Annotated in this window: 19 protein-coding genes; 9 read left to right on the top strand and 10 right to left on the bottom strand. The window is 55.1% G+C overall.

Annotated features, from left to right (window positions below):
• Positions 1-179: 179 nt before the first annotated feature.
• Genes VGJ94_02685 through motA form a run of 3 tightly spaced genes read right to left on the bottom strand, consistent with a single transcriptional unit; the run spans position 180 to position 3,077 of the window.
• Entirely contained in the window at positions 180-1,373 is a 1,194-nt protein-coding gene (locus tag VGJ94_02685) for an HD domain-containing phosphohydrolase (protein ID HEY3275500.1), read from the bottom strand.
• Complete coding sequence (locus VGJ94_02680) at positions 1,370-2,221, bottom strand: flagellar motor protein MotB (GenBank protein ID HEY3275499.1); 852 nt, start codon at positions 2,219-2,221, stop codon at positions 1,370-1,372. Before VGJ94_02680 ends, VGJ94_02685 begins: the two co-directional genes overlap by 4 nt.
• Complete coding sequence (motA, locus tag VGJ94_02675) at positions 2,214-3,077, bottom strand: flagellar motor stator protein MotA (protein ID HEY3275498.1); 864 nt, start codon at positions 3,075-3,077, stop codon at positions 2,214-2,216. The genes VGJ94_02680 and motA overlap by 8 nt, the downstream gene beginning before the upstream one ends.
• A 541-nt stretch (positions 3,078-3,618) precedes the next feature.
• Here motA and fusA point away from each other — a divergent pair.
• Positions 3,619-5,715 (top strand): elongation factor G, encoded by a 2,097-nt coding sequence (fusA, locus tag VGJ94_02670; GenBank protein ID HEY3275497.1) that lies wholly within the window; start codon positions 3,619-3,621, stop codon positions 5,713-5,715.
• A gap of 94 nt (positions 5,716-5,809) precedes the next feature.
• Positions 5,810-6,262 carry a D-aminoacyl-tRNA deacylase gene (gene dtd / locus VGJ94_02665; protein HEY3275496.1) on the top strand — a complete coding sequence of 151 codons (453 nt, stop codon included), beginning with the start codon at positions 5,810-5,812 and terminating at the stop codon, positions 6,260-6,262.
• Positions 6,263-6,403: 141 nt separating this feature from the next.
• On the opposite strand, the gene VGJ94_02660 is transcribed toward dtd, so the two are convergent.
• Together VGJ94_02660 and mnmA are read right to left on the bottom strand one after the other, a co-directional pair.
• Positions 6,404-6,688 carry a GYD domain-containing protein gene (locus VGJ94_02660; protein ID HEY3275495.1) on the bottom strand — a complete coding sequence of 95 codons (285 nt, stop codon included), beginning with the start codon at positions 6,686-6,688 and terminating at the stop codon, positions 6,404-6,406.
• Positions 6,689-6,824: 136 nt separating this feature from the next.
• A complete protein-coding gene (mnmA, locus tag VGJ94_02655) occupies positions 6,825-7,877 on the bottom strand; it encodes a tRNA 2-thiouridine(34) synthase MnmA (protein ID HEY3275494.1) in 1,053 nt (350 codons plus the stop codon).
• 88 nt (positions 7,878-7,965) lie between these two features.
• Between mnmA and VGJ94_02650 the strand changes: the two genes are divergently transcribed.
• Positions 7,966-9,315 carry a S41 family peptidase gene (locus tag VGJ94_02650; protein HEY3275493.1) on the top strand — a complete coding sequence of 450 codons (1,350 nt, stop codon included), beginning with the start codon at positions 7,966-7,968 and terminating at the stop codon, positions 9,313-9,315.
• 311 nt (positions 9,316-9,626) lie between these two features.
• The gene (locus VGJ94_02645; GenBank protein HEY3275492.1) at positions 9,627-9,887 is read left to right on the top strand and encodes a hypothetical protein; all 261 of its coding nucleotides are present in this window, start codon (positions 9,627-9,629) and stop codon (positions 9,885-9,887) included.
• Positions 9,888-9,895: 8 nt separating this feature from the next.
• Here the strand turns inward: VGJ94_02645 and VGJ94_02640 are convergent, their stop codons facing one another.
• A complete protein-coding gene (locus VGJ94_02640) occupies positions 9,896-10,309 on the bottom strand; it encodes a Zn-ribbon domain-containing OB-fold protein (protein ID HEY3275491.1) in 414 nt (137 codons plus the stop codon).
• Between the two features lies 1 nt (position 10,310).
• Complete coding sequence (locus VGJ94_02635; protein ID HEY3275490.1) at positions 10,311-11,462, bottom strand: acetyl-CoA acetyltransferase; 1,152 nt, start codon at positions 11,460-11,462, stop codon at positions 10,311-10,313.
• 543 nt (positions 11,463-12,005) lie between these two features.
• On the opposite strand from VGJ94_02635, the gene VGJ94_02630 reads away from it, so the two are divergent.
• Both VGJ94_02630 and VGJ94_02625 read left to right on the top strand, forming a co-directional pair.
• The gene (locus tag VGJ94_02630; protein HEY3275489.1) at positions 12,006-12,431 is read left to right on the top strand and encodes a hypothetical protein; all 426 of its coding nucleotides are present in this window, start codon (positions 12,006-12,008) and stop codon (positions 12,429-12,431) included.
• 26 nt (positions 12,432-12,457) lie between these two features.
• The gene (locus VGJ94_02625; GenBank protein ID HEY3275488.1) at positions 12,458-13,075 is read left to right on the top strand and encodes a hypothetical protein; all 618 of its coding nucleotides are present in this window, start codon (positions 12,458-12,460) and stop codon (positions 13,073-13,075) included.
• A 110-nt stretch (positions 13,076-13,185) separates the two neighbouring features.
• Here VGJ94_02625 and VGJ94_02620 read toward each other — a convergent pair whose 3' ends face one another.
• Positions 13,186-14,820: a methyl-accepting chemotaxis protein gene (locus VGJ94_02620; GenBank protein ID HEY3275487.1), complete on the bottom strand. Its 1,635-nt coding sequence runs from the start codon at positions 14,818-14,820 to the stop codon at positions 13,186-13,188.
• Between the two features lie 438 nt (positions 14,821-15,258).
• Between VGJ94_02620 and VGJ94_02615 the strand changes: the two genes are divergently transcribed.
• The 3 genes from VGJ94_02615 (at position 15,259) to VGJ94_02605 (ending at position 17,669) form a co-directional block, all read left to right on the top strand.
• Positions 15,259-16,635, top strand: coding sequence for an MFS transporter (locus VGJ94_02615; GenBank protein ID HEY3275486.1), 1,377 nt, complete (start codon positions 15,259-15,261; stop codon positions 16,633-16,635).
• 106 nt (positions 16,636-16,741) lie between these two features.
• Positions 16,742-16,933, top strand: coding sequence for a hypothetical protein (locus VGJ94_02610; GenBank protein HEY3275485.1), 192 nt, complete (start codon positions 16,742-16,744; stop codon positions 16,931-16,933).
• 388 nt (positions 16,934-17,321) lie between these two features.
• Positions 17,322-17,669: a hypothetical protein gene (locus VGJ94_02605; protein HEY3275484.1), complete on the top strand. Its 348-nt coding sequence runs from the start codon at positions 17,322-17,324 to the stop codon at positions 17,667-17,669.
• 18 nt (positions 17,670-17,687) lie between these two features.
• Here the strand turns inward: VGJ94_02605 and VGJ94_02600 are convergent, their stop codons facing one another.
• On the bottom strand, positions 17,688-18,065 hold the full coding sequence (locus tag VGJ94_02600; GenBank protein HEY3275483.1) for an ester cyclase: 378 nt from the start codon (positions 18,063-18,065) through the stop codon (positions 17,688-17,690).
• A 295-nt stretch (positions 18,066-18,360) separates the two neighbouring features.
• Positions 18,361-19,635, bottom strand: coding sequence for a hypothetical protein (locus tag VGJ94_02595; GenBank protein ID HEY3275482.1), 1,275 nt, complete (start codon positions 19,633-19,635; stop codon positions 18,361-18,363).
• Positions 19,636-20,084: the final 449 nt, after the last annotated feature.

Here is a 20,084-nt window from a genome sequence, read left to right as displayed (position 1 = left end):
CTATGCCACGGATGCCTATTCGGAAGGCTGGACGGATGCCCACAGGGTCGGCATTTCGGTTATGGCTTCAGGATTTATAATTCTTGATAATTGCAACGTGCTCTGGTGGGTGGGCCGAGTGAGCTGCTTCTCGGGCGACCTGCGAAGGGGCTGCAGGGGTTCGTCTAAATTTCTTCCCCTTAGTTATCTCTTGCGATATAAACCCCTCCCACTATGGGATCCGTACGGTTTCTTTCCATGAGGAGGGAGAGGATCTTTTCCTGGAGCTGTACGCCTTTGGGGAGGAGCTTTACTCCGCTTGCGGCGTAGACGTCCTCGGCTACCACCATTCCGGGTTTTAAGCCTTCGAGGGGGAGCTTCATCTTTCCGCCTTCTTTTTTTCTCCTGTCTAAGAGAAATTCTATGAGAGGATTGGCAACCCTCGGGTCGAGGACCCTGTGCATATTTCTCCGTACGCCTTCGACCACGGCCTCTACGGGTCCGCCGTCGGCACAGAGCTCTTCGGCGAAGAGTATTGCCCTCAGCACCCTTGCCCCCAAGGGGATCTGTTCGCCCATGAGACCTTCAGGGGCGCCTGTGCCGTCATAATTCTCCAACTGGTGATAGACTGCCTCCGCCGAATCCCGGTAGCCTGTGATCGTGGAGATGATCATGGAACCTACCGTCGCGTATTGCTGAAAAATGGGCATCAATCCCGTCGGAACGTTTCTCAGGTTCTTATCGATCAAGGTATCGGGGAGACCGACTTTACCCATCTCGTGCATGAGGGCTGCGAAAATGAGGCTTTTTCGCGCTTCTTTGTTCAATTCCAGTCTCTGGGCGAGGAATTCTGCGGCGGCCTTTGCCGTCTCCGCCCGGTCGCTGGTGCCCGGCATGCGGACCTCCAGGATCTTGAGGAGAATGGCGGTCATCTCCTTGAAATTTCTTTCGAGAAGCTCGTTTGCCGTCTCGAGCCTGCTCTTCTCTTCCTTGAGGGCCACCTGCAGGCAGCGCATCTTGAGGAGGGTGCGGACCTTCGGGAGCAGGACCTTGCGGCAGAGAGACCTCTCGATGTAGTCGTCTGCCCCTTCGTGGTGGCCCCTCCCGAAATCGGGGAGCTGATCCCTCTCATAGACGATGAGGAAGGTGGGGTGAGGGGGATCGAGATCCTCTTTCACCCGCCTTATAAGCTCGATGGAGTCTTCGAGATCGGTGAATCCGCTCATTACGAGGTCGGGGTTTGTTTCGAGGCTTAAGAGGGTACCCTCGGCGATGCTCCCCCCGTGGACGACCTTAAGCTGGGGGTCCTGCCACAGGATGCCCAGCAAGGCGCGAAGCTCCGCCTCGTTATCGTCGACTATTACTATTCTGAATTTCCGGCCCTCTTCGGTCATTTCCCTTTATTCCCTGAAGCAGGGGCAGCGGGATTCGGCGGGGGTGAGGTTTTCACTTCCGCCTTGGCGGGGGTGGCCGGTTTCTCGGGCGGAACGAGGATACTCACTCTCCTGTTCGAAAAATCCATGGGCTTGTCGGGCACTCTCAGTTTCCTGTCCGCAAAGCCCCTTACCTGGACGATCTGGTTCTTCCTGAGCCCGCCGTTCTCCATGATATTCCTCGCGCTGTTTGCCCGGTCCGTGCTCAAATCCCAGTTGGAATAGCCGGAGGCGACGTACGGTCGCGCGTCCGTGTACCCTTCGATTACCACGGGATTCTGCAACATGGCGAGATGGCCGGCGATCACCTTGAGGAGCTTCACCGTCTCCGGTTTGCACTGGGCCTTGCCGATGTCGAAAAAAAGCCCTTCGGAAGCCTCGACAAGATCGATCCGCAGCCCTTCTTCAGTTACCGTTAGATGGATCTTGTCGACAAACTTCTTGAATTCGGGCGTGCCCGAAATGGCTTTCTCAATGGTTGCCGCTTCCGCCTTCAGCTTCTCCATCTCCGCGGCAGCGCCGCCCGCCTCAAACGGGACCGGAGGAGGAGGCAACGCAGCAGTCTTCTGCGCGTCCGAAAGGAGTCCCCCTTTCGTGCTCGTAAAGACGCCGGGGTCTTTGAAATAGGCGGAGATCGCCTGTTTGACCGCGGCGCTCTGCCCCACGATCCAGAGCACGATGAAAAGGGCCATCATTGCGGTAACGAAATCGGCGTAGGCCACCTTCCAGGCCCCGCCGTGGTGTCCGCCCCCATGGCCCCTCTTTTTCTTTATAATTATTCTTACCGGGGCGTTATGTTCTTCATCCATTTACCTTCCTGCCTTTTACGTAATCTTCCATCTCCTGGAAACCGGGCCTCATTTCCCCGGGTATTGCCCGCCGCGCGAATTCCACCGAGATTATCGGGTTAAATCCCTTTGCAAAGGCGATCATGCCTGCCTTGATCGCCTCAAACACCTTCGATTCCTCGTCATTAATGATATCGATATTTGTCGCGAGGGGCTGGAGAAAACCGTAGGAGATGAAGATCCCCAGGAAGGTCCCCACCAGTGCCGCGGCCACCTTATGGCCTATCTCCTCCGGAGGTCCGTTGATCGCGCCCATGGTGATCACGATTCCCAGCACCGCGGCAACAATCCCGAGACCCGGCATGGAGTCGCCGATCTTCTGGAGGATCATGCCCGGCTTCATGCCTTCACTGTGGTGGGTTTCGATATCGCCATCCATAAGGGCCTCCATATCATGGGCGGGCACTCCTCCCAATACCACGAGACGGAAAGTATCGCACATGAAATGAAGCTGGTGGTGCTGGGCGACGAACCGGGGATACTGGGTAAAGATGGAGCTCTCCTCCGGCTTCTCGATGTGCGTCTCCAGCGCGATAAGGCCATCCTTACGGCTCACCTGAAATATCTCGTACATCAGTTTCAAAAGGTCAAGATACGTCTGGGAGTCGATGGAAGAACCCTTCAGGGTCTGGAGCATTTTCCCGATGATCTTCTTGAGAAGGCTCGTAGGGGCCGATATCATCAGCGCCCCCAACGCAGCGCCGCCGATGATGAGAAACTCGGCAAACTGCATAAGCACGAGAAATGGTCCGCCCTCAAGGGCAAATCCCCCCAGTACCGCCCCAAGCACCACAAAAACGCCTACAATGACGAACATGTACTCTCCCCTCCACGGTGTAAATAACCCATCCTCATAATATCCCGATTACCCGATCTCAAAGCCGCCACTTCCGTGAAACCCCCTTCACACAGAATATCTCTCCGCTTGTCTCCAAAGGTCCGGTAACTCAGTTATCGGCACCGGCATAGAATACTTTACCCACCGAGTCAGCCACTCAATTCCATTTATTATCAGGCTGGGCCTTTTAGGCTCTGATTCCACTATTTCCAAATTAATTATCCCCAGGAGGGGATATGGCCTGTTCCCTCTCGGTGCGTTAAGCGCAGGGTAGCGAAGAAAACTCAGCGGAAAAAGGGGCGAGGTAGTACCCCCCGAGTCAAAGTAAGGGGGGATGGGGGGGAAGCATTCGCCCCTTTTTCCGCGCCAAGTTTTCTCTACCCGGAGCGTGCACGGGGATAAACCGCCAACGCCCCTCCGCCACCCCCCGACCCTGCTTTAAATGCTTGATTTTTTGGAAGAAGGGAGTGTAAAATTCACAGGATTCAGTCACATCGAATATCGGGGAAAAGGAGTCTTCATGAAAAAGTATGAGCCTGATACAATCAGAAACGCAGGTATATTTTCGCACGGAGGGGAGGGCAAGACATCAATTGTCGAGGCGATGCTTTTTCTTTCAGGAGAGAATACGAGGCTTGGCAGGGTAGACGACGGCACCTCGCTCATGGATTATGAGCCCGAGGAGATCGACCGGAAGGTCACAATCTCCTCTTCCATCGCTGCTTTCGAATGGGGCAAGAACAAGATCAACTTCATCGATACTCCGGGAGACGACAATTTCGTGGCAGACGCGAAATCGTGCATGAGGGTCGTCGACGGCGCGGTGATCGTAGTCGGCGCGGTTTCGGGTGTTCAGGTGCAGACGGAGAAGGTGTGGGGGTATGCGAAGGAATTCGGCATACCGGTGGTAATCTTCCTCAACAAGATGGACCGCGAAAGGGCTGATTTCGACCGCGCTCTCGCGGGCGTGCAGAAGACCTTTTCCGATGCCTCGGTCCTGGCGATCCAGCTTCCCATAGGCAAGGAGGAAAATTTCAAGGGCATGGTCGATCTTCTCGCCATGAAGGCGTATATCTTCAAGGGCGACGGGTCCGGCTCCTATGATACCGTTGCAATCCCGGCGGAAATGGCCGACGACGCCGCCTCCTACCGGGAGAAGCTTATCGAGACCGCGGTGGAGACGGACGACGAAGTGATGGAGCGCTACCTCAATGGAGACGAGATCTCGGAGGAGGAGATAGAGAAGTGCCTCCGCCAGGGTATATGGACGCGGAAGATCGTGCCTGTGGTCGTGGGCTCGGCAGCAAAGAACATCGGCATCCCCATGCTCCTCGATACGATCGGGAAGTATTTCCCGCCTCCCACATTTAAAGGAGAGGTCGAAGGGATCGACCCGAGAACGAAACAGCCGGTAAAGAGAAAGGTCGCCGCTGATCAGCCTTTCAGCGCCTTTATCTTCAAGACCATTACGGACCCCTTCGCAGGCAAGCTCACCCTTTTCAGGGTTTATTCGGGTGAAATCCATCCGGATATGACGGTCCTCAATACAGGAACCGATGAGAAGGAGAGGATCGGCCAGATCTTCTATCTCGTGGGGAAGAAGCAGAAATCCGCAGGCTTTGCCTCGGCCGGCGATATCGCCGTAGTGGCAAAACTGAAGAGCTCCGGCACGGGCGACACCTTGTGCGACGAAAAAGCCCCCATTAAATATGAAGGTGTAGTAGCCGCACCGCCCCTCATATCTTTCTCTCTCCAACCCAAGGCAAAGGGCGACGAGGACAAGCTGAACACCTCCCTCTCGCGGCTTATGGAAGAGGACCAGACCGTGAAATATAGCCGTGAGGAGCAGACCAAGGAGTTCATCCTCTCCGGCATGGGTCAGGTCCATATCGAAGTGATCGTGGAGAAGCTGAAGAGAAAATTCGGCGTAGAGGTCGAGCTTCATGAACCGAAAGTGCCTTACAAAGAGACGATCCGGGGCAGGACCAAGGTCCAGGGCAAATACAAGAAGCAATCGGGCGGCAAAGGCCAGTACGGCGACACGTGGCTCGAGCTCGAGCCCCTGCCGCATGGGACGGGATTTGAGTTCGTGGATAAGGTCGTGGGCGGCGCCATCCCGAGGCAATATATCCCCGCCGTGGAAAAAGGCGTGGTGGAAGCCATGAACCAGGGCACCCTCGCCGGGTATCCCGTGACCGATTTCAGGATCACCCTCTACGACGGCTCCTACCACGATGTAGACTCTTCCGAAATGGCATTCAAGATCGCCGCATCCATGGGATTCAAGAAGGGCCTCGAGATGTGCAGCCCTACCCTCCTCGAGCCGATCATGAAGATCGAGGTCATCGTCCCCGACGAGCACATGGGCGATATCATGGGAGACCTCAATTCGAGAAGGGGCAAGATCATCGGCGTCGAATCGAAGGGAAACAACCAGGTAGTCAAGGCAGCGGTACCCATGGCGGAGATGCTGAAATATGCGCCGGATCTTAAGTCCATGACCGGGGGCAGGGGCACATTCACCATGGAGTTCTCCCATTATGAAGAAGTTCCGGCCCATATCCTCCCGAAGGTGGTGGAGGCCGCGAGAAAAGAGAAGGAGCTCCTGGAGAAGTAAACCGGCCGGGCTGTTCCTGATAAGAGTCTTCCAAAGGGGTTGAGACCGCGAAAGGGTTCTCAACCCCTTTCAATTAATGAGAGGGTGACGAGCTATGAGAGCGGTGGTGCAGCGGGTCAAGGAGGCCCGCGTGGAAGTGGCGGGCGTGGTGAAGGGCAGCATCAAGGCGGGCCTCCTCGTATTCGTCGGCATCGGCAGGCATGACGGAGAGGGCGAAGCGGAATGGATGGTCGATAAAATTATAAACCTGCGGATTTTCGAGACGGAGGAGGGAAAACTCGATAAATCTCTCCTCGATATAGACGGAGAGCTTCTCCTCGTCTCCCAGTTCACCCTCTACGGCGATTGCTCGAAAGGCCGCAGGCCCTCCTTCTCCGATGCCATGCCCGCGGAAGAAGCACGAAAAATGTTCGCCCTCTTCGTGGAAAAGGCACGCCGAAAAACGGAAAAAGTGGAGACAGGGGTGTTCCAGGCGGACATGGAGGTCTTTTTGGTGAATGACGGACCGGTAACTATGATAATCGAAAGAACAGTCTCTAGTCTCTAGTCGATCGTGGACGGAAGTTCTGCCCGTTATTCGATATTCGATTTCCGTTATTTGTCAGTAAACGACGACTTATAAATGTAAAAGGCCGGGCGTCCTTTTGAGGGAGCCGGCCTATGGGCTTTTTTAACGGGGGTGTAGCTCTTACGTCATTTTCTCTATGAACTCGAATACGGGGATGGCGGCGTGGGTTTCGAAGTGGGCGGTGCCTCTTGAGCCTAGCTCGACCGATACCTTGGAGATCGCTTCGTTGTTTGCCGCCTCCAGGATAGTCACGAAATCGTACTCTCCCAGTACCGCATACTGGGCAATTACCTTGGCGCCCATCCTTTCCACTTCCTTGCTCACTTCCCTTATTCTCTCTGCGTTATTTTTTATGGTTTTTCTTCCCTCATCGGTAAGCTTGGTGAACATCACGTATACGGACATGTAAGTACCCCCTTTTGCATGAGTAACGCCTTTATACTACCTTTCTATACCATCAGCCTCACCTTGTCAACTGCTTTCTTTCTCCCGGGAAGGCTACAAATCCTTTCCTGTCAACGAATAGAGACCTGCCGGAGCGCTAGCCTGCTTCCTTGATTACCCCGCCCGCGACTACCATGTCATCTTCATAGAGGACTACCGATTGCCCGGGGGTGATGGCGTGTATGGGCTCCGCGAATTCCACGTCGAGCAGGCCGCGGGAGAAGCGGTAGGTGCAGGGCACATCTCGCTGCCGGTAACGGACCTTTCCCATGGCCTGCCCTGAGGGCTTCCCGAGGAGATTCACCTCCCCCGCGCTGAGCCTTCTCTTCTTCGTATGCTCCTTTGTCCCGAGGATCAGGGCATTTTCCTCACATCTCATCTCCACCACGTAGAGGGGCTCCCTGAAGGGGATGGCGAGGCCTCTTCTCTGGCCGAGGGTATAGAGATGGACGCCGTCGTGGCGTCCCAGGAGGGTGCCGTCCACAAAATAGGCGGGCCCCTGTTTCAGCTCCACAAAGGGCGAGAGAAACTGCCGGTAATCGTTATCCGGTACAAAGCAGATATCCTGGCTCTCTTTCACCCTGCCCGCCTCCCATCCTATAAGGTGGGCCTGCTTTTTAAGCTCCTCCTTCGTCTCATTTCCCAGGGGGAAAAGGAGCTGCCCGAGGACCCCCTGTTCTATGGGATAGAGGAAGTAGGACTGGTCTTTTGCCCTGTCGGCGGCTTTTCTGAGCCGTGGGCCGGCAGGGGTCTTTGCGATACGCCCGTAGTGGCCGGTCGCCACCTTGTGGGCCCCCATGGCGAGGGCTTTCCGAAAGAAGGCGGAAAACTTTATGTGCTTATTGCACAGGATGCAGGGGTTGGGCGTCCTCCCTTCCCTGTACTCCCGGATGAAGGGCTCGATCACGTGCCGCTCGAATTCCTCCCTCAGATTAAGTACATAGTGCGCGATGGAGAGGTCGTCAGCCACCTTCCTCGCCCTCGCCACCGTTTCGATGGAGCAGCATGCCTTCGGATTATTCACATTTTTGATGTAGGCGGGGAGGAGCTGAAATGTAATGCCTACCACCTCATACCCCTGTTGTTTGAGCATGTAGGCGGCGAAAGAGCTGTCCATCCCCCCGCTCATGGCCACAAAGACCGTTTCCATGGCACAAGAATAGCATAGAGATGAATGAGATTGAAAGTTCGTGTGGTTTGTTGTACTATAGTTATTGAATATTCAGGAGGTTACCTTAATGGGCAAAAAGACAAAGATATTTCTGAGCGTGGTGTTTCTCTGCATTTTTATCCTCGGGTTTATGTTCGGGGCCCAGGGAAGAAAGGTTCTCACCACTGCGGATGATAAAGAGATGTACGAGTACCTGAAAACCTTCTCCGATGTGATAGATCTGGTGAAAAAGAGCTATGTGGATAAGGTAAAGGATAAAGACCTGGTCTATGCCGCCATCAAGGGCATTCTCGAGTCTCTCGACCCCCATTCCTCGTTCCTGCCTCCTGATATGTATAAGGATATGCAGACTGAGACGAAAGGCGAGTTCGGGGGCATAGGCATCGAGATCAGCATAAAGGACGGCTTCCCTACCGTCATCACGCCCATCGAAGATACCCCTGCATATAAAGTAGGCCTCAAAGCGGGCGACCAGATCATCAGGATCGATAACCGCCCCTCAAAAGGGATGAGCATCATGGACGTGGTCAAGATCATCCGGGGCGCCAAGGGGAAACCCGTAGTTCTCACCATATGGCGGGAGGGCTTTCAGGCCCCTAAGGAATTTACCGTGGTCAGAGATGTGATCCAGGTGAAGAGTGTAAAATACCGGATTCTCGACGACAATTACGGCTATATCAGGATCGCCCAATTCCAGGAGAAGACGGCGAAGGACCTGGACAACGCCTTTAAGGAGCTGGAGAAACAGTCGAAGGATAAGCAGCCCCTGAAGGGGATACTCCTCGACCTGAGAAACGATCCCGGAGGACTCCTCGAGCAGGCGGTGGAGGTATCGGACCGCTTTCTGGAAGACGGGCTCATCGTCTACATCGAGGGGAGAAAAAAAGAAGACAGCAAGATGAAATTCTACGCCCATAAGAACGCCTCCGATTACAAGGGACCCATGGTGGTGATAGTGAACGAAGGCAGCGCGAGCGCCTCCGAGATCGTCGCAGGGGCGCTTCAGGATTATAAGCGGGCAATTATCGTGGGCAAGAAGACTTTCGGCAAAGGTTCGGTACAGACCATATTCCCCCTCTCCGACGGCTCGGCGGTCCGCCTCACCACCGCCAAATATTATACGCCCAAAGGCCGCTCCATCCAGGGAGAGGGCGTCTCTCCGGATATCGTGGTGGACGCGAACCTGACAAGAGGCAAGGAGAAGTTCAACCCCATCACGGAAAAGGACCTCCTCGAGAAGAACCTGCCCCCGGAGAAGATTGCACCTCCCGTCAAGCCCCCGGAGGATAAGGACAAGAAAAATAATTCGGGCAACCCGAAAAACCCGAATGAAGCAAAAGTAGCAGAAGACGAAGACTTCCAGCTCCACATGGGCCTCCAGATATTGAAAGGCTGGGACGCGTTGAGAGGCAAATAATAATTGAGGCAGTCTCTAGTCGATAGTGAAAGGCGTAAGGCAGCGGCAAAGGGCAGTCGCTAGCGCGTAGTCCTTAGTGAGAGACATGATGGTTTTTGTTTTTATCTTTTACTAACGACTAGAGACTAGAGACTGCCCTTATTACTAACGACTAGCGACTAGCGACTGCTTTTATTAATTGGTGATTGTTGAAAACCTTTTCTTCCTCTTTCCCTTTATTACTCTGCCTCGTCCTTGCTCTCTCGGGGTGCGCTTCTTCTAAGCTCACTACGTTTGTAAGTGCTCCGGGCGACAGATCGTGCGTGGTGGAGGTGGACCGGAATAGGGCGGAGGGGAACTGTACCGGCCGGGACGGCAGCGTGGTGCCTTTTGAGCTGTGGTCTCAAGCCACGACAAATTATTTTATCCTTGCCCAGGGGCCGGATACTTTTGAGCCTGCGAGGACCTGGACCTACGGGCTTCGCATTGCGGGTAAGGAGCAGGGACCGAGCGACGAGCATTGGAAGGGATACCTTCAGAATCCCCGCTCGTTATGCGTCAAGGCCTGCGGCGGTGAATGGCGGGAGAAGTAAACCCGCGCCTAAGGCGCGGGCGGCCTGAATTTAGGCAGCGTGACCTCTTCCGTCACATCGTCAAAGACCACCTCGAGGGCCATTCCTACCTTCAGATCCTCATCTGCACATCCCACCACCGTACTCATCATCCTTACCCCTTCCTCCAGTTCCACGAGTGAGATATTGTAGGGGCCGCCCTCCTCGAAGCCTTGCGCGGGACGGTGACAGACGGTGAAGGAATAGAGGATGCCTCTGCCGCTCACCCTGGCCCACTCCACGTCGAAGGAAAAGCAGGAGGGGCAGAAGTCGCGGGGATAAAAATAGTATTCATTGCAGCAGCGGCAGCGACGCATCACCAGCTCATGCCGTTTTGCGGCGTCCCAATATGCTTTTGTTTCCCCGTGAATGTGGGGAAGCGGCTTCTTGTACGTCTTTTCCATATCAGTCCACCCCCAGAATAACGGTGCCGCTCGACGAGAGAGAGCCGCCGATGCCGTTACAGAGCGCGGTCTTCGCCCCTGCAACCTGCCTGGCCGCTCCTTCGCCCCAAAGCTGCCGCGCTGCCTCGATGAGGAGGAAGATGCCGAACATGCCCGTGTGCACGCACGAAAGGCCGCCGCCGCCCGTATTGGTAGGCAGGCTCCCTCCGGGCGCGAGGCGTTGGCCCTCCACGAACCGGCCGCCCTCTCCCTTGGGGCAAAACCCGAGGTCTTCGAGCTCGAGGAGGACCGTGATGGTGAAAGAGTCGTAAAGCTCGAGTACGTCGATATGGGAAGGGCTGAGTCCCGCCATGCGAAAGGCGCGCTCCCCCGAAAGCTTCGCCGGGCTGACCGTGAGATCGGGCATACCCGAGATCGACCTGTGGGTATGGGCCTCACCGCATCCGAGGACCCAGACGGGCTTTTTCTTCAGGTCCCTCGCCCGCTCCGCGGTGGTGATGATCACTGCGCCGCCCCCGTCGCTCACGAGGCAGCAGTCCCTCAGCCTGAGAGGGGTGCTCATCATGGGTGAAGCGAGGACATCTTCGATCGTGAGGGGATCGCGCATGGAGGCAACGGGATTGAGGCTCGCCCATTTCCGGGTCGCCACGGCGATCTGGGCAAGCTGCTCGCTTGTAGTCCCGTATTGGTACATGTGGCGCTGGGCCGCGAGTGCGTAGGTGGGAATCGGTATCCAGCAGCCGTAGGGCGCTTCGAACTGCTCCTCCGGCTCCTGGGCGGAGCCCGTGGCAAAGTTCATGCCCATGCCCCTCTTACGGTCCGACAAACGGGTCTCGGCATAACAGATAAGGGCTACCTCGCAGAGACCCGCGGAAATGGCGGCAACCGCGTGCTCCACATGGAACTCAAATGAGGCGCCTCCCGGCATGGTGCTGTCTGAATATGCGGGACTTATGCCGAGATACTCCGCCACCATGAGAGACTCCATGGTGATCCATCCTGAACAGAAAAAGCCGTCGATATCACTCTTCGCAAGCCCCGCGTCATCGAGCGCCCTCTTCGTCGCCTGAGCGATCAGTTGGAGGAGCGTCTTGTCCGGAGTGTAGCCGATATCGGATTCGGCCGCCCCTACAATAGCTGTTTTTACCATCATAACCCCATTCCGTATTTTTTACGCATTTCGCCCCTAACCGTATTCAAAACCGGCCCGACCGTCGAGAATGTCCGGGGAGTCTGATTATTTTAAACTAAGGCGGCCGTAAAATGCAAAGAGAAAAGGGCGGCAATGGTAAGTCCTCAGTCTCAGTTCAAACCCCTTTTCCCGCCACAGATAAAACCGGATAGCACGGCGGATGAAAGCGTCTCTTCCGTCCAACCGGAGACACTGCCGGTTGGACACTCTCCGGCCCGCAGGGCCGAGAGTATTTGACCGGCCAGGGTCGGCCGGTCAAATCCCACTCATTGTCAGTTCATCTGCCTTCATCCGGTTTTATCCGCAGTTATCTGCGGCTAAAGAAGGTTTTTGGCCTGAGTTGACGGTTACCGGCAATTTCAACGGGAGCCGCGGAACGGCTCACATTTGACACCGGCCCCGGAAGAATTCTACAATTAGGTGCCGTGCGATAGATTTTGCGCGTCGCCTTTTGGAGAGAATGAGCCGAAACAAGAAGACCGTTGTAGTGACCCTTTTGCGGCCATGGTAAATTTCGCAGTGGGAAGAGCAGGAGGAGCGGGACGTCCGTGGGGAGGTTTCTTTCCCTTCCATCCATGTCCTGTTCGCGGAGGCAGGCGGAGCGGAACATATGAGGTGCGGATAGGGTTTACCGGCCGAAACCTCTGGGTCCTGCTCCTGGCACTCCTTCTCGCAACGGGATGTCTGATCGCCTCATCCAAGGCCAATCGTGAGACCCTGGACGGTACGCGCATTTTTTTCGGGGATGATAATGTCGATTTTCCCCTTCACGGCAATTTTTCATCCGTCACGGGAGACGATCCCGAAGCAACGCCGATCGCCCGGACCGCAAACCCCTTTGTCCCTGCATCACCGCTGTTAGCACATCACATCTCACGAGCCCCTCCTGATTCTCCTCCAGATGCGGTCATGCCCGATGTTTTGAAGTGATTTTTTAAAAAAAGGAGAAGAAGGAAATGAAAAAAGCATTGTTAGCCCTGATCTGCCTGTTTCTCGTTTCATGCACCACGGGACCGGTGCACATGGCAAAGACCGAGGACGAAAGCATCAAGAATTCCTACGAGGAAATCCAGCTGAAAAACCTCTATGAAAAAAACAAGCCCGTCCTCCACGACATCTATACGAGATTGAGGAGTGACCAGATCAACATCTACCGGGAAGGGATCGGTTTTACCACCGTCAAAGACCCGAAGAACAACGGCCATTATTACCTCATGGTAAATGTAAGGCCCCCGGAGATCGTCTTCAACGAAAGTACCTCCAAACCTGAGGAGCGGTTCTCGAAAGTCATGGGCACCTACGTGGAAAAGTACCTCGCCTACGTGAAGAGAACCGATATCGAGGCGACAGGCGTTGAGGGTGTCTCCTTCGGCGTCTACTGGCCGGTCAGGGATTATTCCCAGTGCAGGGAGAACGGCGGGTTCCTCGAATACATCATCGTCCACCTGTCGAAAGACGACCTCCAGAGCCTCTACGGACGCAGCAAGTCCTTCACGGAGATAACCTCCCGCGCAGGCGTAGTCGCAAGCCTCGACCTGAAAGCACCGACCCATATGAAGCCTGTGTATCAATAAGCCCGACTGCGGCCGGGTTAACTTAGCCCGACCGACCACTGAATTATAAAAGGGAGCCTCCGGATTCGCGAATCCGGAGGCTCCCTTTTATTAGGGGTTATTGAAAGGCATCACACTTTGAACATCCGCACCGTCTCTTTCAAATACTCGGCGAGACCTGATAGCCCTGTTGCTGCTCCCGATATGTCCTCCGAGGAGGAGAGCGTTTCCTTTGTCACATCCGATATTTTGTTTATGTCCTCGGTGATCTCCGCCGTGGTTGCGCTCATTTCTTCTATGGAACTGGCGGTCTGCTGAATTCCATCATAGAGGCTGTCGATGCTGGTGATGATGTCTTTGAGCGCGGCCTGTGCCTGGGACGAAAATTCAACCCCGGATTCGACATTTCGCTTTGTCTGGTCCATGGAGTCTACGGTCTTCTCCACGCCGTTCTTCACGGTGGTAATCATGGTTCCTATCTCCGTCGTGGAGGCGGTGGTCCTTTCCGCGAGCTTCTTCACCTCGTCGGCAACTACCGCGAATCCCCTTCCGTGCTCTCCCGCCCGCGCCGCCTCGATTGCTGCGTTCAGGGCCAGGAGGTTGGTTTGATCTGCAATCTCATTGATGGTGGTGACGATATTCCCGATCCTGTCCGATTCACGACCCAGTTCCCTTACGAATTGTGAGACCGTGTCCACGGTTTCGGCGATCAGGTTCACCTCCCGGATTGCCTTCTCCACAATGTCCTGCCCTCCCCTGGCGATCTTCACCGCTTCTCCCGCGGATTGGGCAATGCCGTTCGAATTTTTCGCGATATCCTCGGTGGCCTGATTCATCTGGGTGGAAGCGGTCGCGACCTGGGTCGCCATGTCTACCTGGTGCCCCGCCCCACCCGAGAGCGTCCCGGCCGAGGCGCTGAGCTGCGCGCTCGCGGACGCCACACTCGCGGCGGAAGATTTCATCTCCATCAGTATTTTTGCTATGTTCTTGTTCATCGCTTCCATGGATTTAGCGAAGAGGCCCATTTCATCACCTCTTTTTAACGCATGACCGGATACGGATATGGAAAAATCACCCTTTGCCATAAGATCTATATGTTCCGAAGAACGCAAAATCGGGATGGTGATGCTCCGGGTAATGGCACGAGAGAGCCACACGCCGACGAGCATGGTAAATGCCCCCAGTATGATGAAGGCGATGCGCCCCGTCGATGCCCTTTTTTTGGCGGTTTGATATGCCTGCCGTGTGGTATTTTCGTTATACAGTATCACTGCATCGGCCCCGTCGAGATATTGTTTCAAGGTCTTTTTGGCTTCCGAGTAACTCGCGGTCGCCTCCTTCGTGTTACCCGCGAGGCCCAACTCGATCACTTTATTGTTGGCCTCCTTCCCCTTCGATACCTCTTCGCCGAGGCTCGCGATGAGGCTCCTTCCTTCCGGGTGAGTCTCCAGTCGCGCAAGCTCTTCCATTGCGTTCTTATATTTAGGCCGCAGCTCGTCTACCTTCTTTTTCGCGTCGAGTCGATCCTTCTCGTTGTCCGCCCTCGCTATCTCGCCCGAAAGGGCGGTGATGTCCGCGAGGGCCGACCGTATATCGTTTGCATACTTTATCTTGACATTGTCATGAGCCACGATCTGGTCCAGATTGCCACTAATACCGCCCAGAAGGATTATCCCGATAATAAGGTTAACCGCAGTCAGGGAGAGGGCGATGCCGAATCCGATTGCAAGCCTTTTGCCGATTTTTACGTCCGTGAAAAGTTTCATTGATGCGCCTCCTCGTAAAATACGATTTCGTGGCCATTGGCGAGATAAAAATCATGGTGGGCCGGCTCACGGTGTCTACGTCAGCGTGTACGGTCTGCGAATGAAGACCTCGAGGTGACGGTCTCGATGCGCAATAACAGGGAAAATAAATTCAGTATCCCATTACTTGTGCCGTATGTTTTGTTCTTCGGCGCTCCGCGCGTTTGCTTAAGCCCTTTTAGGGGCAAAGGCGAAATATTATCATTAAGTGCAGCGGGCTAAGGGATGGGTTTATTCGTGGGCACCCACGTTTCCAGACCATGGGACGAGTAATCGCCTCACTTTTCGCGACTGATGCCACTCAAGAAAGGCATTGGAAGGAAAGCCAACAAGGGCTGCTCCGTATACAAAAAGGCTTGCAAAATTCTCCAAAATGACGCACAATGAGGTTAATCCCGTATGCAAGAAAAGGCTTCCCCCGTCTGCGCCTTCGAATGGCTCGACCACCTGAAATTCGGCCGGTTCCACCTGCGCCTTCTCGTGCTCGGCACCTTAATCACCATCTTTGCAGGATACAGCTCTCAGATCATCGCCTACATTCTCCCCCCTGCCTTGAAAGAGTGGCATCTCACGCCTCTCGAAGGGGGCGCCATGATCTCCTACGGCTTCCTGGGACTCATGATCGGCGCAGCCGGGCTCGGCATGGTCTCCGACCGCCTGGGGAGGAAGAATGCCATTCTTCTCATTGTCGCGGCCTTTTCCGTATTCAACGGCGCCGCCTATTTCGCCCCCAATTTCAAGGCGTTCTGCGTGCTTCGCTTTCTTTCCGGCCTGGCCATCGGCGGGGTAATCCCCCTTACCGTGACCCTTCTCGGTGAATTCGCGCCCTCGAAGATCAGGGCACGGTTTCTCACGGTCGTGGGCGGCGGCTTTACCATAGGATGGGTCGTTGCCGGTCTCGTCTCCATGGCGCTCGTGCCCCGTTTCGGCTGGCGTGCGGTGCTTCTCATCGGAGTGCTGCCCCTCTTTCTTCTCCCCCTTATCAAGGCCGCCCTGCCCGAGTCGGTCCGCTTTCTCGCCGGGAAAAGACGCTTCCCCGAGGCCATAGGCGAGCTTAAGAACATAGAAAGGGCGGCATGCTTCGAGCCCTGCGCGTGGACCCATGACAGCTTCGCCCAATCCGGGGCGCTCACCAATGTGGGCTTCAGGGAACTCCTGAAGCCGGGCCTCCGGACCATGACGCTTCTTATATGGGGCACCTATCTTTTTAATATGCTCGCCCTCTACGGGCTCTCCACATGGCTTCCCTCGCTTCTCGCCAACACGGGCCTGTCTCTCGTAAAGAGCTACAGCTACGGCATTGTCCAGGCCATGGGGGCCGCGGTAGGAGGGGTCCTTCTCGGCTGCCTCATGGACAGGTTCGGACGAAAATTGGGCCTGTGCGTAAGTTTCCTGGTGGGAGGCATATCGGTAATCCTCTTCGGCTTCGTCACCTCCGCCCCGGCCCTCTATATCGCCGGAGCAGCGACAGGAATTTTCATGGTCGGCGTACCCGCGGCGCTCCACGTGGTCGCCGGCGAGATCTATCCCACCCGGTTTCGCTCGACCGGGGCCGGATGGGCCTACGCCATAGGGAGGTTGGGCTCGATCATGGGACCTCTCCTGGGAGGGGCGGTACAGATGGCCGGATTCAGCTTCAGCCAATTCTTCATAGTCTTCTCCATCCCCTGCTTTATCTGCATGATCCTCGTCGCCCTCTTTCCCGTGGGCGTGAAAAACGAAGGCCTCGAAACCATCAGCCAAAAAGTGCTGGCAGGGACGGAAGGGAAGGGGTAGCGGGAGCGCAGCCCCCTCAGCCGGTTCAATGAATCTTGAGTTATTACATTCCCATGGATATTGGTAATGAGTTATAATTAGTTACCGTCGTGAACGAGGAGGAGATATGTATAATATTCGATATGTATATTGGCAGGACGGAGAGTATTGGCTGGGCTATATCGAAGAATATCCCGAGTACATGACGCAAGGCATGAGTTTGGATGAGCTTAAGGAGAACCTCATTGAACTTCACAAAGACATGACCAGCGGCGAGATTCCGGCTATCCGGAAACTAGGGGAGCTGCAGGTAGCGTGAAGCGCGCCGATGTGGTAAGGGAGCTTCTTGCCATTATTGGGGCTTGCGTCGCCCCCTCGACGGGCAAAAGCCCGCCGAGCCTCCCCTTCTCGCTCGCGGTGCGAGCTACATCACGCATTCACGCATGAACGCTTCTACGCATAAACCGCTTTTACCTTCTATGGGCTGCATATTGGTCCGCCATGGTGGGAAACACGACTGGTACCAAAATCCCGATTCAAAAGCGGTTCAGCCTGTTCCGAGACATCAGGAGATCAACGACTATCTGGCTAAAGCTATTCTCAGGAAACTCAAGAAACAATCATAATTTATTGGTAACGAGCTTTTTACCGCCGTTTAACCCCCCATTTTCCCTGCCCGGCCCCGTGTGCTATACTGATTCGTGTACATGATCGCCAACAAAAAGAAGACGTGCTGCGGGGGCGGGCCCATTACGTGGCTCCGGAATCTCTCTCTGGCCGATGGGAGAGAGGTGAGCGTCATCGGCCTCGATATGATTTTTTCTGCCCTTGCGAGGGAGCAGAGGGCCCCGGATAAGGAGACCGCGGCTGAGATCCTGCGGCAGCTCTCGCGGAAGAACAATATCACTCCGGCTCTCGCACCCCTGTACGAAGATGCAGCCTTGAAAGAATATGAGGCCTTTCTCGTGTGCACGATCGAAAAGAAGACGACCTGCGCGCCGGAGTCGGGTCCGGGTCTTTTCACCCGTTTTTTTCAGATTATGAAATCGAAATAATTGAACAATGCAGACGGCTCAGAACATGCGGTCCGGACAGGATGACGTGGCAGGGATTATTTGAGCCACATCCCACTGCTCCGCGATAAAGCCGTTTTCAAAGCGGTAGATTTCCACCACTGCCACATGTATATCCGGAGGCTCGAAGGAATGGACGTGGAGGACCACGTAATCCCCGTCTGCTAAGACACGGATGACTTCATTGGTTAAATCGGGAGGGTCTTTTTTGCAAGCGCCGGCACACTCCTCGAACGCCTCGATCCCCTCATTCGAAGGCGGATTATGCCGTATATAGGTTGGAGCAAGATACTTCCGCGCCGCCCCGAAATCCTTCCGGTTCCCGAGGCAGTCGCGGAACTCTCTGACAATCTCCTTATGGATATCCTGTCGTGTCATATACACTATCAATTGGGCTTGCGCAAACTATAGGGGCTTGCGTCGCACAACTCTAGGGGCTTGCGTCGCCCCCTCGACGGGCAAAGCCCGCCGAGCCTCCCCTTCTCGCTCGCGGTGCGAGCTGGGGAGAGACATGACAACGCATTCTGTTATTCCGCTCTCCATCTTCCCAATGGTGCCCGGTGCGAGCTAGGCAGAGACCAACAACACAGCCGTTAGTCTCTCTTCTTTCATTAGTTTAGATGCGTTTGCTTTTCCGCATTCACGCATGAACGCTTCCACGCATTAACCGCCTCTACCTTCCCGACGCCGCCTTCTTTTTCGGCTGCTGCTGTTGCTGTACCACTGTCATCGGGACCTTTCTCACGAGCGGCCACTTGTCGAAGAAGGTGTTGAAATAGAGGAAGGCCATGAGGAAGGCGAATTGGCCGGCGAGGATTCCCATGGTGGGGAAGCCGAGGCCGAGGTCCGATGCGCCGAAGGGGAGCATTTTGAAGGTCTTGATCCATGCCACGCCGAGTACGGCGCCAAGGACTACCCAGATGCAAAACCTGGAAAGGATCCGTGCGGCCTGATTCGGCACCATCTGGGGCGTGGGGAAATCGTCGAACAGATGGTGCCACATGAGCATGGCGACGACGCCGCTCAGAATGAGGGACGCGATCACGAGGTCTATTGGTGCGCCCGGAAGGAGGTTGAGGGAAGTCACCACGGGCCTTAAAAGGGCACGGAGGCCGAAGCCTACCAACAAGGCGAGGACAAAGCCGCAAAGGCCCATCCAGGGCTGCTTTTTGGCAAAAAACTTCATGGGATATGTCTCGCCGCCTTCCGCGGGAATGAGGAGACACCAGATGAAGCCCTGGCAGAATGCCACGAAGGTGGGAAAAGAGCCGTGGGGCACAGAGGTGATCTCATGGGCACCTATGGAGAGCTTCATAAAGCTCGGGACGATTGCCCCCATCCATACGATCACGGCGGCAAGCATACTCATGGTCCATACGCCGAACCCATCCCAGGGGGCCTTTATATTGCCGGCGAAAGGCCATTTCTGGAGGAGAGAGACAAAGGGGATCTGGACCATGATGACGGTGAGGGCGAAGAAATTGCTCGCTTCCCACCCTTCTATCGCGAGCTGCACGTCACTTGCGGTTTGAGGCGTGAAGAGAATCCCGAAGCTGAAGGGCTTCCACCATATGCCGAGGAAACCGACGATGAGCAGAAATCCGGCCAATCCGGAGAGGACGCCCACGAGGCTATAGAAGATGCCCGCCCCCGGCTGCCGCTCGGTGACGGAAGTCTTTCCGTAAAGGCCGAAAATGAGGGTATGCCATATCCAGGCGTTGATCACAAACCAAAAGAAAGTCGCTTCCGCAAAGCAGGAGAAATATTTGGCCGCCACTTTCGGCTCCACCGCCGCGAGTCCTTCCCCCGCTCCCCAGGAGATGATCGCCTTCGCCGCAGCACCCCACAGGGGCCAATAGATCAAAGTGATCACAAAACAAGCCACCGCGGCGCATACCCCCGTGGCAAGGAGACTCTTGAACTGCCTCTTTACTATAAACTGGCTCATATCTCTCCTCCGATAAATAATGTTCTGAAAGGGACAATGGTACCTGAAAAAGTACAGCCATTACATGACTGTCGTACTTAAAAAAACACAATTATAAATCATATCCAGTAAAGCCTGTCAATAACATTAATGCCGCAACTCCCTCCCTAGTTCCAATTGTGATCAGTATAAGTATCCATATTAATTGGTGTTTTAGACTATCATTCCGATGTTTAGCAGGATAAATGTATAGGATGAAGAACAATTATACGATGGCTTGAATAAAGATAATGGAAAATATTGGTATTCAGTGAAGAATGCTAGTATATTGCGAATGGAAATTCGCATACATCTTCGGCCACTGATCGGGCAGCGTCTGGTCCATTCAAGGCGACCACGAATCATTTTGGCTGTTGGGTCTAAATACCCTTTAGCCCGGTAGTGGGGCGGAGTCCTTCCCAAGTCAAGCG

It is taken from the genome of Syntrophorhabdaceae bacterium (assembly GCA_036504895.1).
Taxonomy (GTDB): Bacteria; Desulfobacterota; Syntrophorhabdia; order Syntrophorhabdales; family Syntrophorhabdaceae; genus PNOM01.
Note: the sequence above shows the minus strand (reverse complement) of the source record. Positions and strands in the feature narration are given on the sequence as shown.

Coding starts and splice junctions, on each gene's coding strand:
- VGJ94_02685 (HEY3275500.1), bottom strand. CDS start 1,373: ATGACCGAAGAGGGCCGGAAATTCAGAATAGTAATAGTCGACGATAAC.
- VGJ94_02680 (HEY3275499.1), bottom strand. CDS start 2,221: ATGGATGAAGAACATAACGCCCCGGTAAGAATAATTATAAAGAAAAAG.
- motA (HEY3275498.1), bottom strand. CDS start 3,077: ATGTTCGTCATTGTAGGCGTTTTTGTGGTGCTTGGGGCGGTACTGGGG.
- fusA (HEY3275497.1), top strand. CDS start 3,619: ATGAAAAAGTATGAGCCTGATACAATCAGAAACGCAGGTATATTTTCG.
- dtd (HEY3275496.1), top strand. CDS start 5,810: ATGAGAGCGGTGGTGCAGCGGGTCAAGGAGGCCCGCGTGGAAGTGGCG.
- VGJ94_02660 (HEY3275495.1), bottom strand. CDS start 6,688: ATGTCCGTATACGTGATGTTCACCAAGCTTACCGATGAGGGAAGAAAA.
- mnmA (HEY3275494.1), bottom strand. CDS start 7,877: ATGGAAACGGTCTTTGTGGCCATGAGCGGGGGGATGGACAGCTCTTTC.
- VGJ94_02650 (HEY3275493.1), top strand. CDS start 7,966: ATGGGCAAAAAGACAAAGATATTTCTGAGCGTGGTGTTTCTCTGCATT.
- VGJ94_02640 (HEY3275491.1), bottom strand. CDS start 10,309: ATGGAAAAGACGTACAAGAAGCCGCTTCCCCACATTCACGGGGAAACA.
- VGJ94_02635 (HEY3275490.1), bottom strand. CDS start 11,462: ATGATGGTAAAAACAGCTATTGTAGGGGCGGCCGAATCCGATATCGGC.
- VGJ94_02630 (HEY3275489.1), top strand. CDS start 12,006: ATGGTAAATTTCGCAGTGGGAAGAGCAGGAGGAGCGGGACGTCCGTGG.
- VGJ94_02625 (HEY3275488.1), top strand. CDS start 12,458: ATGAAAAAAGCATTGTTAGCCCTGATCTGCCTGTTTCTCGTTTCATGC.
- VGJ94_02620 (HEY3275487.1), bottom strand. CDS start 14,820: ATGAAACTTTTCACGGACGTAAAAATCGGCAAAAGGCTTGCAATCGGA.
- VGJ94_02615 (HEY3275486.1), top strand. CDS start 15,259: ATGCAAGAAAAGGCTTCCCCCGTCTGCGCCTTCGAATGGCTCGACCAC.
- VGJ94_02610 (HEY3275485.1), top strand. CDS start 16,742: ATGTATAATATTCGATATGTATATTGGCAGGACGGAGAGTATTGGCTG.
- VGJ94_02605 (HEY3275484.1), top strand. CDS start 17,322: ATGATCGCCAACAAAAAGAAGACGTGCTGCGGGGGCGGGCCCATTACG.
- VGJ94_02600 (HEY3275483.1), bottom strand. CDS start 18,065: ATGACACGACAGGATATCCATAAGGAGATTGTCAGAGAGTTCCGCGAC.
- VGJ94_02595 (HEY3275482.1), bottom strand. CDS start 19,635: ATGAGCCAGTTTATAGTAAAGAGGCAGTTCAAGAGTCTCCTTGCCACG.